Here is a 12,740-nt window from a genome sequence, read left to right as displayed (position 1 = left end):
GACTCTCAGCCGCCCACCGGCTCACCCAGGCTCTTCGCCACCCCGACGTTCCGCGCCTCGGACTTGGCCGCGAGCGCCTTCACAGCCGCGTCGAACTGCATGAGGGACGTGGGCTCGTCCGGGCCGAGGAGGTACTGCTTCAGCTCTCGCCGGGCCTGCGCCAACGTGTCCGCAGCGGGGTCCGTCACCGCGTCGAGCAGGGCGTCCAGCTCGGTCGCCGAATTGGAGAGGATCACTGCGGCGCGTACCGCGGTGTTCTGCCGGCAGAACTCCTCCTCGCCCAGCGCGGCGGAGTCGGTGACCGCGTACGGCTTGCCGCTCGCGATGAAGTCGGACACCACACTGGAGATATCCGAGACCATGGCGTCCGACTCGTTGAAGCAGTCGTACAGCCGCATCTCGGATCCGGTGATGACCCTGTGCTCCCACCACCCCTGTGCGCGCCAGGAGGCAGCGTTCCACTCGTCCTTGAGCCTCGCGGTCTCGGCCTCACGCGCCGGGTCGGCCAGCGAGTCCCGGGACAGTTCCGCCTCGTCCCGGGCGGTGCGGCCACCGCTGGAGAGTTCGGCGAGGCGTGCCTCGATACGGGCCAGCTCGGCCCGGGCCTCGGCCTGCTCGCCCTGCAGAGCGGCCGATTCCTTCGCCCAGCGGGGGTCGGTGGCGCGCTGGGCGGCGGCCTGCTCGATCATCGCGGTGATGCGCAGGTGCACAGCCTTGGCCTTGGCGCTGCGAGTGCCGGTGAAGGGGTGCGGCTTGTAGAGCAGCCGGATCGGCTTCTCCGAGTCCAGCAGTCGCTTGACGATGTTCTCGCCGGCCAGCAGCAGCGACGTATTGCCCGGGTTGTCGTCCCAGCCCTCCCAGGTGGGGGCGTACAGCACGGTCGGGATCGGGTTCTTCGGCGCCCCGGACCACGGCTGGATGGTGGCCAGCTGCGGGCGGCCCACCTCGACGATGTCCTCGTCGCGCACACCGACATCGGCCAGCGCGTAACGGTCGCGGCCGGCCCGGCCCGCGGTCCACACCTCGTCGTAGACCTTGCTGTACGGGTTGACGCTGGCCAGCTTGTCACTGTCGCCGTGGCCGATGAAGACATGCTTCATCGTCGGCACCCGGAGCAGGTGGATGTTCTTGCCGACGTTGGCTGCGTAGAACGCGACCCGTACCGACGAGAGGTCCAGATTCATCAGGTGCACGCCACCGGGCACACAGAGCACGGGCACCGACGTCGTGGCCAGCTGCGGGACGATGTTGCGCTCACGCAGGAAGATCAGCGGCCGCCCGCCGAGCTGGGCCATCGTCTCCAGCCACATGTTGACCTGGTAGGCCGAGTCCTTGGAGCCGGAGAAGTACAGCATCACGGTCGGCCGGTACTCGGCGAGCCAGTCGCCCACCGCCTTGAGGACCTTGGTCTCCGGCGGTACGAGCCGGCTCGGCCGGACGTACGGCAGAAGCGCTGCCAGGTAGCCGACCGCGAGGACGAGCGTGAGGCCGAGGCCGGCATAGGCGATGGCGCTCTCACCGGTCTCGACCGCGACCAGCACACCCACCATCGAGAAGACGTCCAGGTGCAGCATCTTCTCCGCGGGCCGGTTCATCAGGCCCTGCGGCGGGGCGTCCCCTATCCGCACCGACCCGAGGTCGATGTTGCGGGTGACCACCGGAAGCTTGCGTCGCAGTCGGATGAGGGTGACCATCGCGCTCTGCGGCGCCTGGAGTCCGTAGAAGGCCAGCAGGCAGGCGACCGTCACGTAGAAGAGTGTCTGCTCGCCGTATCCCATACGGGAGAGCAGCAGGATGAGCAGCAGCTGGCGGACCAGGAATCGGATCGACAGCCCCGCCCGGACAGCGGCGAGCCGGTTGATCAGATAGCTGCCGCAGTGGTGCAGATACCGGTCCGCGAGATAAGTGGTCGCGGTCGCCGCGGCGAAGAACCAGAGATTGGGGATTATCGCCGCGAGCATGATGCACGGGAACCCCACAGCCACCAGGAGCGCCGCGGCCAGCTCCGAACCGCTGCCCACCCGAGCCAAGCGAATGGCTTTCGAAATCACGAAGTACCGCTCCCGATGGTGCCGACTGTTTACCTTACGAGGGAAGTGTGAAGGCTGAGCTTCACGAATTCGGACCCCTGCAGTCCGCGCTGGGCGCCTACAGGGGTCCGATTAGTCGATTGTCACGCAGTATTACACATCGGCCTGTCGGTCCAGGACAGCGGCCAGCGCCTGTTCGAAGCCCGATGCCTCGGAGGCGCCACGGGTCGGGTCCTGCTGCCGTACATCGATGACATGGCCGGTCATCTCGGAGAGCAGGACGTCGAGGGAGGTCCTGGCGACCGCCTCGGAGGAGAGCAGCGTGCCCGCGGGCTCGTCGCCGAACGCCTTGGTGCGCATCGGGGTGGCGGTGCGCTCGGGGTTCACGCAGTTCACCCGCACTCCGTCGCCCGCCCACTCGTCCGAGAGCGCCTGGGTGAGGTTCACCATGGCGGCCTTGGTCGACGAGTAGAGGCTGTACTCGGCGCGGCCCCGGGTGTAGCTGCTGGAGGTGTAGAGCAGCAGCTGACCCTTGGTCTCGGCGAGGTACTTGTACGAGGCACGGGCGATCTGCACGGGCGCCAGGTAGTTGACGTTCAGCGCTTCCTGGATGGTCGTGCTGTCCGTCTCGGCCAGCTTGCCGATGCGGAGTACGCCCGCGGTGTTGATCACGTAGTCCACGCGACCGGTGTCCGCGTACGCCTTGGAGAGCGCGTCGTCGACGTGCTCCGGGTTCTCCACGTGCGTACCGGTGGTGGAGCGGCCCAGGGCGTAGACGGAGGCGCCGTAGGACTCGGCGAGCGCCGCGATGTCCGCGCCGATGCCGTACGAGCCGCCGAAGACGACGAGGGTCTTGCCGGTGAGCAGCTCACGGTAGGCGGCGTCGTCGGTCGGCTGCGGGACGGCCGTGGAGGCCAGCTGGAAGAGCTTGTCCGCGATGAAGACGTCGACCGGCTGGGTGACCTTCATGTTGTACTCGTCGCCCGCGACCACGTAGATCGGCACGTCGGGGAGGTACTTCAGGACGACCGAGCAGTCATCGGTGGCCTGGAAGTTCGGGTCGCTCGCGGCGACCTCGTACGCCCGGCGGATCGTGGAGAGCTTGAAGGCCTGCGGCGTCTGGCCGCGGCGCAGCCGGGAGCGGTCGGGCACGTCGGTGATGAACTCTCCGTCGCCGCCGTGGGTGCGGGTCACGATGATCGTGTCCGCGGACGGGATGGCGACATCGACCGCCTGGTAGCGGTCCAGGGCGTCGACGCAGTCCTTGATGACGCGCTGCGAGAGCAGGGGGCGCACGGCATCGTGGAAGAGGACGTTGCGGTCCTCTCCCTCGGCCAGGCCCTCACCGAGGGCCGCGATGGCGCGCTCGGTGGTCTCGTTGCGGGTGGAGCCGCCCTCGATCACCCTGGTGACCTTGGTGAGTCCGGCCTTGGCGACGATCTTCTCCACGTCGGGCACATAGCCCGGAGCCATCAGCACGATGACGTCGTCGATGGAGTCGGCCTGCTGGAAGATCGACAGCGTGTGCTCGATGACGGCCTTGCCTGCGATCTTCAGCAGCTGCTTGGGAATGGACAGACCCACGCGCTGGCCGGTACCGCCGGCGAGCACGACTGCTGTGGTTCGGGCTTTGGCTATGTGCTGAGCAGACACAGACGACCTACCTTGAGGGCTGGGAGATACAGCGATGGTTGCACTCTCCGTTACCGTCTCGCAAGGCGGACGTCAGCCACTGCACGCCGTATCGAAACCTTCCGTCGCCTTGCGATCAGGGCATATACCGGAATTGGCGCTTCCCGACCAGGTGACCGACGCCACACGGCTGAGCGGCATCAATCACCCTTGAGCGGGATTCGGCTCCGCCGGGTGTGCGGCGGGGAGAGCAGGGCCAGGCCGCCGGACCGGCTTGCGGAACAAGCCCGTCCGGCGGCCGGTGCACGGTCTAGAACGGGTTGAAGTCGTCGAACTCGCGCTGCACCTCGTCGCGTTCCGCCTCACGGTCACGACGGCGCTGTGCTGCCGGGCGCGGCGCTTCGAGACGGTGGTCCTCGCCACGACGGCCGAGCATCTCCGCACCCGCGGCCACGGTCGGCTCCCAGTCGAAGACGACCGCGTTGTCCTCGGCGCCGATGGCCACGCCGTCGCCCGCCCGGGCGCCGGCCTTCATCAGCTCGTCCTCGACACCGAGACGGTTGAGGCGGTCCGCCAGGTAGCCGACGGCCTCGTCGTTGTTGAAGTCGGTCTGCCGGACCCAGCGCTCCGGCTTCTCGCCGCGCACCCGGTAGATGCCGTCCTCCTCCAGCATGACGGTGAAGCCCGCGTCGTCGACGGCCTTCGGGCGGATGACGATACGGGTCGCCACCTCCACGGGCTTGGCCGCACGCGCCTCGGCGATGACGCCCGCGAGCGCGAAGGAGAGCTCCTTCAGGCCGGTACGGGCGACGGCGGACACCTCGAAGACACGGTAGCCGCGCGCCTCCAGGTCCGGGCGGATCATGTCGGCGAGGTCCTGGCCGTCCGGGATGTCGATCTTGTTGAGGACGACGATGCGGGGCCGGTCCTCCAGGCCTCCGTACTGCTTCAGCTCCTCCTCGATCATGTCGAGGTCGGAGACCGGGTCGCGGTCCGACTCCAGGGTCGCGGTGTCCAGGACGTGCACGAGCACCGAGCAGCGCTCCACGTGCCGCAGGAACTCCAGGCCGAGTCCCCGGCCCTGGCTGGCGCCCGGGATCAGGCCCGGGACGTCGGCGATGGTGTAGACGGTGCTGCCCGCGGTGACCACGCCGAGGTTGGGGACGAGGGTCGTGAAGGGGTAGTCGGCGATCTTCGGCTTGGCCGCCGACAGGACGGAGATCAGCGAGGACTTGCCGGCGCTCGGGTAGCCCACCAGCGCGACATCGGCGACGGTCTTGAGCTCCAGGACGATGTCCCGGGCCTCACCGGGCTCGCCGAGCAGCGCGAAGCCGGGGGCCTTGCGCCGGGCGGAGGCCAGCGCGGCGTTGCCGAGGCCGCCGCGGCCACCCTGTCCGGCGACGAACGTGGTGCCCTGACCGACCAGGTCGGCCAGTACGTTGCCGTTCCTGTCGAGCACGACCGTGCCGTCGGGAACCGGCAGGACGAGGTCCTGGCCGTCCTTGCCGGAGCGGTGGTCGCCGGCACCGGGCTGGCCGTTGGTGGCCTTGCGGTGGGGACTGTGGTGGTAGTCGAGGAGCGTGGTGATGTCCTGGTCGACGACCAGGGTCACATCACCGCCACGGCCGCCGTTGCCGCCGTCCGGGCCGCCGAGCGGCTTGAACTTCTCACGGTGAACGGAGGCACAGCCGTGGCCTCCGTTACCCGCGGCGACATGCAGCTCGACGCGGTCCACGAAGGTGGTCATGGTTGGAACCTCCAGTTACGTACATGCAGAAATGTCTCACTCGCGCTGTCCCCGCATGGGAGAAAGCCGTCTCTCATGGGAGAAACACGCGAAAGGCGGACCCGCTTCCCGTACGGGAAGTGAGGTCCGCCTCCGCAGAAACCGCTCGACGAGCGCCGAAAATCAGCCGGCGATCGGAACGATGTTCACGACCTTGCGGCCACGGTGCGTGCCGAACTCGACCGCACCGGCGGCGAGTGCGAACAGCGTGTCGTCGCCACCACGGCCGACGCCCGTGCCCGGGTGGAAGTGGGTGCCACGCTGGCGGACCAGGATCTCACCGGCGTTGACGGCCTGACCGCCGAAGCGCTTCACGCCGAGCCGCTGAGCATTGGAATCGCGCCCGTTCCGGGTGGACGATGCGCCCTTCTTGTGTGCCATGTCTCCTCAGTCCCTTACTTCGCAGCCGCGGGGATACCGGTGACCTTGATCGCCGTGTACTGCTGACGGTGACCCTGGCGACGGCGGTAGCCGGTCTTGTTCTTGTAGCGAAGGATGTCGATCTTCGCGCCCTTGTGGTGGTCCACGACCTCGGCCTGGACCTTGATCCCGGCCAGCACCCACGGGTCGCTGGTCACGGCGTCGCCGTCGACCACGAGCAGGGTCGAGAGCTCGACCGTGTCGCCAACCTGGGCAGTGGAAATCTTGTCAACCTCAACGATGTCACCGACAGCAACCTTGTGCTGGCGGCCACCGCTGCGCACGATGGCGTACACGCGGATCTCTCTCTCGCTCGGAACGGATCCCCTGATGCCAGCCGCCCGCACAGGCCGAAGCCCGCGACGATCCGGAAGGATGAGCGGCCTCTCCTGACGGACGAGCCACCAGGAGGAATGTGCTCAGGGGTGGGCGCGCATGGGAAACACGCCGAGGGTCAAGGTTACGGGGCCACCCTCAGGGGGTCAAACCAGGCCCGCCCCGGCGCGGGCTGCGGCGATGGCGGGCCGGCCGCGGGGGCCGGCGCCTCCACCACTGGGCGCCACTCATTCCCAACGGGCAGACCCTTCGCCCCACAGCTCGGAGATGACGCTCCGGATCCGCGCCAAGGATTTGGTCGCGACGACCGAGAAAATACAATCCAAGAAATCGGCCGGCGACCCCCGGAATGTCTTGAAATATTGCAAGCGCAAGCACCAATTCGTGCTTCCGGACGGGGAAGTTCGATCCTTTGACTGAATCCGGTCATACATCAATAATCTGACTCTTCGAGATGAGCCCGGGTGAGCCGCTTTTCAGGCAGCCGAACCGTCGCAGATGGGTCAGCTTCAGCGGGCGGGTCTATTGAGACACCACGCCTCCAGCGCCCATGTCGTCGCCGCTGAGCTTCCCCGCCGGCAACGCGTCGTGCGGCTGGTCTCGACCCGCCTACTCGATTTGAGGCGACCGCTCTGGCCACGGGCCGCGTCGGTGCCGCGGGAAAAGACGAGCGCGACTCGTCAGCGACACCGGCGGGCGTTGAGCCGGGCGGCCTGGCGCGTCAGGTGGTCGCGCTCGGCGAGGTCGGGTGCCTTGTGGGCCGCCTCGGCGTACAGGCGTGCCGCCGTCGCCAGGTCGCCGTCGCGCTCGTGGAGGTACGCCGCCACCGCGGCGTGGCGGGGCAGTGAGTCGTCCAGCGCCGCGAGCTCCGCCAGGCCGGCGCGCGGCCCGTCGGCCTCGCCGACGGCCACCGCCCGGTTGAGCCGGACGACCGGGCTGTCGGTCAGGCGCGCCAGCTCGTCGTACCACTCGACGATCTGCACCCAGTCCGTCTCCTCGGCGGTGGGCGCGTCGGCGTGGAGTGCCGCGATGGCGGCCTGGGCCTGGAACTCGCCCAGCCGGTCGCGGGCGAGGGCCGCCTGCAGGATCCCGACGCCCTCGGCGATCGACTCGGTGTCCCACCGGCCGCGGTCCTGCTCGGCGAGCGGCACCAGGCTGCCGTCGGGCGCGGTCCGGGCGGCACGCCGGGCGTGGTGGAGCAGCATGAGGGCGAGCAGCCCCGCCACCTCGGGGTGGTCGATCGCGGCCGCGAGCTGCCGGGTGAGCCGGATGGCCTCGGCGGCGAGGTCGACATCGCCGGAGTAGCCCTCGTTGAAAACCAGGTAGAGGACGCGCAGCACGGTGGCGACGTTGCCGGGCTGGTCGAACCTTCCCCGAGCTCTCGGCTTCGCTCGAGCAGGGGATACCCCATTGCCGGAGACGGTGCGCTTGGCCCGGCTGATGCGCTGCGCCATGGTCGCCTCGGGCACCAGGTAGGCCTGGGCGATCTGGCGGGTGGTCAGCCCGCCGACGGCGCGCAGCGTGAGCGCGACCGCGGACGACGGCGTCAGCGACGGGTGGGCGCACAGGAAGTAGAGCTGGAGCGTGTCGTCCACCGCGGCGGCGGGCCCGGGCGCCGGCTCCTCGTCGACGAGGTCCTCACGCCGACGGCGGGCGGCGTCCGCCCGGGTCGCGTCGAGGAACCGGCGCCAGGCCACGGTGACCAGCCAGCCCTTCGGGTCCCGCGGGGGGTCGGCCGGCCAGACGCGGACCGCCTCGACCAGCGCGTCCTGCACGGCGTCCTCGGCCGCCGCGAAGTCGGCTCCGCGGCGGACGAGGATCCCGAGCACGCTCGGCGTGAGGCTCCGGAGCAGGACCTCGTTCATCTGGGAGGTCACTCCGTGATGGTGGGCGGGCAGGCCAGGAACGGGCGCACTTCGAGCCACTCGTGGATCGGCTTGCCGCCCGCACCGGGGGCGGCCGACAGGTCCCCGGCCAGCTCGATGGCGCGCTCGTAGCTGTCGACGTCGATGACCATCCAGCCGGCGATGAGGTCCTTGGTCTCGGCGAACGGGCCGTCGGTGACCGGCGGGCGCCCCTCGCCGTCGTACCGGACGAACGTCCCCTCGGGGGCGAGCGCCTGACCGTCGACGAACTCGCCGGTCTTCTCGAGCCGGGCCGCGAAGTCGTTCATGTACTGCATGTGCGCCGAGATCTCCTCCGGTGTCCACTGGTCCATGGGCACGTCGTTGACCGAAGCCGGGGCCCCGCGGTAGTGCTTGAGCAGCAAGTACTTGGCCATCGTGTTTCTCCTCGGTACTGGTGCGACCCATTCTGGTCGCGTTCATTGCGGGGACGGAGCCGGTCACGGGTTCTCGACATCGCCGTACGAATCTTTTCGGCTCTCGCAGACCAGCCTGGGTGAGCCGAGTACTGGACGTCGGGTCCGACACCGATCTGACCGGCTGTCCGGACTGCGGGGTGGTCGCGGTCGGCCACGGCCGGCACGTCCAGGCCCTGCACGACGCCCCGTCCTTCGGCACACCGGTGCGGGTGTGGTGGCGCAAGCGGATCTGGCGCCGCCCCGAACCCGTGTCGTCGAGGGACCTGGACCGAGGAGCACGGTTTCGCGCCGCCGCGGGCCGAGCTCACCAGTCGGGAATCGGTGGACTGGGCGGTCAGCCTGTCGGGGGACACCGAAATCACGCCAGGCGCGACCGCCGAACTGATCAAGCGGACGCCTGCAATGAGATCTGGAGAAAAGCACCGCTTGTCAATCAGCGCAATGCAATGAAGGAGGTGCGGGCCCCCGAGGGGCCCGCACCTCCTTCATTGCTCCTGCGACCGGCTGGTCAGCTCTCGGTGTCGGCCGAGACGGAAGGCTGCGGCGACTGCTCCGCGGCAACCGTCTTCTTCGCCGCTGCCTTCTTGGCCGTCGTCTTCTTCGCAGCGGTCTTCTTGGCAGCGGTCGTCTTGGCAGCCGCCTTCTTGGTGGCTGCCTTCTTGGCGGTGGCCTTCTTCGCGGTCTTGCGCACCGCCTTCTTTGCCGGGGCCTCCGCTTCCGCGGCTTCGGCGTCGGGCTTCGGCTCGACAAAACCGGTCACCACGACGACCTCTGCGGCGTCCGCTCCTGCGGGCGAGCCCGCGGGGGCGGTGACCTTGCGGGTCACCCGGCGACGGGCACGCGGCGGGGCGGCCTCGGGGGCCACCTCTTCGGGTGCGGCCTCGGGCTGCGGGGCCTCGGCGACCGGGGCCGCCACCGATACCAGTTCCTCGACCTGCTCGGCCGGGGCCGGCGAGCCCGCCGGGGCGGTCGCCTTCCGGGTCGCCCGACGGCGCGTACGGCCCTGAGGGGCCTCGGCGGCCACCGGGGTCTCGGCGACCGGCTCGGGCTCCACGACCACGACCGGCTCCGGCTCGACCACCGGAGCGGGTGCTGCCGCGGCCTTCGGGGCGCCGGCCGGGGCCGTTGCCTTACGCGTCGCGCGGCGCCGGCCGCGGCCTCGCGAGGCGGCTGCCTCGGCCTCGGCGGGGCTGCTGTACAGCTCCTCGTCCGGGACGAACTCCGGCTCGGGCAGCGCCACCGGGGCGGCCACCTCGGCAGCCACCTCGGCCTCGGTCTCGATCTCGGCCTCGATCTCGGCCTCGATCTCCGCCACGTGCTCGTGGTCCACGACGCCCCGGCCGCGCTTCTTGGAACGCTTGCCGTTGCCGCCGCCACCGACCGAGGTCGGCTGTTCCATGTGCACGATCACACCGCGCCCGTTGCAGTGGACACAGGTCTCGGAGAAGGACTCCAGCAGTCCCTGGCCCACCCGCTTACGGGTCATCTGGACCAGGCCCAGCGAGGTGACCTCGGCGACCTGGTGCTTCGTACGGTCGCGTCCCAGGCACTCCAGCAGGCGCCGCAGCACCAGATCCCGGTTGGACTCCAGCACCATGTCGATGAAGTCGACGACGACGATGCCACCGAGGTCGCGCAGCCGCAGCTGGCGCACGATCTCCTCGGCCGCCTCCAGGTTGTTCTTGGTGACGGTCTCCTCGAGGTTGCCGCCCTGACCGGTGAACTTGCCGGTGTTGACGTCGACGACAACCATCGCCTCGGTCTTGTCGATCACCAGCGAGCCGCCGCTCGGCAGATAGACCTTCCGGTCCAGCGCCTTCATGAGCTGCTCGTCGATCCGGTACGTCGCGAAGATGTCGACCTCGGAGGTCCACCGCGACAGGCGGTCCGTCAGGTCCGGCGCCACCTGCGAGACGTAACCGTGGATGGTCTCCCACGCGTCGTCGCCGCTGACGATGACCTTGGAGAAATCCTCGTTGAAGATGTCGCGGACGACCCGGACAGTCATGTCCGGCTCGCCGTAGAGCAGGGTCGGCGCGTTGGAGCTGCCGCTGCTCTTCGACTTCTTCTGGATGTCCTCCCACTGCTGCTGCAGCCGCTCGACATCGCGGCGCAGCTCGTCCTCGCTCGCGCCCTCCGCCGCGGTACGGACGATGACGCCCGCGTCCTCGGGAACGATCTTCTTGAGGATGGTCTTCAGCCGGGCCCGCTCGGTGTCGGGCAGCTTGCGGCTGATGCCGGTCATCGAGCCCTCGGGCACATAGACCAGGTAGCGGCCGGGCAGCGAGACCTGGCTGGTCAGGCGGGCACCCTTGTGGCCGATCGGGTCCTTGGTCACCTGGACGAGGACGGACTGACCGGACTTGAGCGCGGTCTCGATACGGCGCGGCCCGTGGGCCATGCCGAGCGCCTCGAAGTTCACCTCACCGGCATACAGGACGGCGTTGCGGCCCTTGCCGATGTCGACGAAGGCGGCCTCCATGGACGGCAGTACGTTCTGCACCTTGCCCAGGTAGACGTTGCCGACGTAGCTGGTGGCCTGCTCCTTGTTGACGTAGTGCTCGACGAGCACGTTGTCCTCGAGGACACCGATCTGGGTGCGCTCGCCGTTCTGGCGGACAACCATCACGCGCTCGACGGCCTCGCGGCGCGCCAGGAACTCGGCCTCGGTGATGATCGGGACGCGACGGCGGCCCTGCTCACGGCCCTCGCGGCGGCGCTGCTTCTTCGCCTCCATACGGGTCGAGCCCTTGATGGACTGGACCTCGTCGAAGCCGGTGCCGGGCTCCCGCTCTTCCTTCTTGCGGGGCTCGCGGACCTTGACGACCGTACGCTCCGGGTCGTCCGTACCGCTGTCGGCGTCGGACGGGACATCACCGCTGCGACGGCGACGGCGACGGCGGCGACGGCTGCTGCTGGATCCGGCCAAGGACGCCTCGTGGTCCTCGTCCTCCTCAGCCTCCTGAGCGTGCTCCTGGTCCTCCTCGGCGTGCTCGGCGGCGGCCTCTTCGCCGAACTGCTCCGCGGCCTCGTCACCTTCGGTGGTCTCGCCACGACGGCGGCGACGCCCTCCGCGACGGCGACGGCGCGAAGGCCGGTCCCCGTACTCGTCCGTCTCCTCGCCCTCGCGCTCGGCCTCGGCCTCGCCTTCCGGCTCGGGCTCCTCCTCGGCGTGCTCCTCCACCTCGACAGCGGCGGCCGGCTCGGGCTCGGCGGCCTCACCGCGACGGCGGCGACGGCGGCGCGAACCGGCCTGCGGCGCGGCCTCGGCGGCCGGGGCCTCGGTGGTGGCGGTCGGCTCCTCGACCGTCTCGGTCTCTTCCTCGACCTCTTCGTGGCGCGAAGCGGCAGCGGCGGCGGCCGCGGTCTCCGGGGTCTGGAACATCGGCTCGGCGAAGACCGGCGCCTGGAACACGGCCACGGCGGGGCGCGTCGCGCGACGGCTCTTGCGTACGGGCTCCTCGACCTTGCCGGTGAACTCGGGCCGGCCCGCGGCGGCGGTGGCCCGGCGGCGCTGACGGCCGCGTGGTGCGGCGTCCTCGACCTCGGCGGGCTCGGCGGCCGGCTCCTCGGCAGCGGCCTCGGGCAGGCCCTCGCCGGTTTCGGCGGTGGCCTCGGCGGCCTGCGGCGCACCCGCCGGAGCGGTCGCCTTGCGCACGACACGACGACGTCCGCGCGGGGCCTCGACGGCCTCGGTGACGGCTTCTTCCGCTACTGCTTCTGCCGGTGCGGCAGCCTCGGCCGGGGCCTCGGTGGGCTGCGGCGCACCGGCCGGAGCCGATGCCCTGCGCCGGGTGCGGCCACGCGGCGCGGCGGCCTCGGGCTCGGCGGCTGCGGCGGCCTCGGCACTCGCCACGTGCGTGGCTTCCTCGACGATCTCGACGGCCTCGGCTGCCTGCGGCGCACCCGCCGGGGCAGTCGCCTTGCGCACCGCACGACGACGCGTACGCGCAGGCGGCGCCTCCACGACCTCGGCCTCGGGCTCTGCAGCGGTCTCGGTGGCCTCGGCGACCTCTGCGGTCTGCGGCGCACCCGCCGGAGCAGTCGCCTTGCGCACCGCACGACGACGGGCACGCGCAGGCGGCGCCTCCACGACCTCGGCCTCGGGCTCGGCGGCCTCGGCACTCGCGACGGGCTCCACAACCTCCACGACCTCGGCGGCCTGCGGCGCACCCGCCGGAGCAGTCGCCTTGCGCACCGCACGACGACGGGC

Annotated in this window: 8 protein-coding genes; all 8 read right to left on the bottom strand. The window is 70.1% G+C overall.

All coding sequences use genetic code 11. The features are described from left to right. Positions 1-5 precede the first annotated feature (5 nt). Positions 6-2,051 (bottom strand): hypothetical protein, encoded by a 2,046-nt coding sequence (locus tag IEZ15_RS04710; RefSeq protein ID WP_189274450.1) that lies wholly within the window; start codon positions 2,049-2,051, stop codon positions 6-8. A 132-nt stretch (positions 2,052-2,183) separates the two neighbouring features. Then, positions 2,184-3,683 carry a bifunctional cytidylyltransferase/SDR family oxidoreductase gene (locus IEZ15_RS04705; RefSeq protein ID WP_189274448.1) on the bottom strand — a complete coding sequence of 500 codons (1,500 nt, stop codon included), beginning with the start codon at positions 3,681-3,683 and terminating at the stop codon, positions 2,184-2,186. A gap of 289 nt (positions 3,684-3,972) precedes the next feature. Then, positions 3,973-5,409, bottom strand: a complete 1,437-nt coding sequence (gene obgE / locus IEZ15_RS04700) for a GTPase ObgE (protein WP_189274446.1) — start codon at positions 5,407-5,409, stop codon at positions 3,973-3,975. A gap of 162 nt (positions 5,410-5,571) precedes the next feature. Then, entirely contained in the window at positions 5,572-5,829 is a 258-nt protein-coding gene (gene rpmA / locus IEZ15_RS04695) for a 50S ribosomal protein L27 (protein WP_018103204.1), read from the bottom strand. Between the two features lie 14 nt (positions 5,830-5,843). Beyond that, a complete protein-coding gene (gene rplU, locus IEZ15_RS04690) occupies positions 5,844-6,164 on the bottom strand; it encodes a 50S ribosomal protein L21 (protein WP_030921216.1) in 321 nt (106 codons plus the stop codon). Positions 6,165-6,884: 720 nt separating this feature from the next. Further along, entirely contained in the window at positions 6,885-8,069 is a 1,185-nt protein-coding gene (locus IEZ15_RS04685; protein ID WP_189274704.1) for an RNA polymerase sigma factor, read from the bottom strand. Between the two features lie 8 nt (positions 8,070-8,077). Then, positions 8,078-8,485 (bottom strand): YciI family protein, encoded by a 408-nt coding sequence (locus IEZ15_RS04680; protein WP_114244472.1) that lies wholly within the window; start codon positions 8,483-8,485, stop codon positions 8,078-8,080. Between the two features lie 550 nt (positions 8,486-9,035). Next, positions 9,036-12,740, bottom strand: a 3,705-nt coding sequence (locus tag IEZ15_RS04675) for an Rne/Rng family ribonuclease (RefSeq protein ID WP_229845739.1), incomplete at its 5' end; no start/stop codon positions are given.

The organism is Streptomyces atratus (assembly GCF_014648655.1).
Classification (GTDB): Bacteria; Actinomycetota; Actinomycetes; order Streptomycetales; family Streptomycetaceae; genus Streptomyces; species Streptomyces atratus.
This window is presented reverse-complemented; position numbering and strand designations above follow the sequence as displayed.

Bases quoted from the DNA above. Each gene is read 5' to 3' on its own strand.
- obgE (WP_189274446.1), bottom strand. From the start codon at position 5,409: ATGACCACCTTCGTGGACCGCGTCGAGCTGCATGTCGCCGCGGGTAAC.
- rpmA (WP_018103204.1), bottom strand. From the start codon at position 5,829: ATGGCACACAAGAAGGGCGCATCGTCCACCCGGAACGGGCGCGATTCC.
- IEZ15_RS04685 (WP_189274704.1), bottom strand. From the start codon at position 8,069: ATGAACGAGGTCCTGCTCCGGAGCCTCACGCCGAGCGTGCTCGGGATC.
- IEZ15_RS04680 (WP_114244472.1), bottom strand. From the start codon at position 8,485: ATGGCCAAGTACTTGCTGCTCAAGCACTACCGCGGGGCCCCGGCTTCG.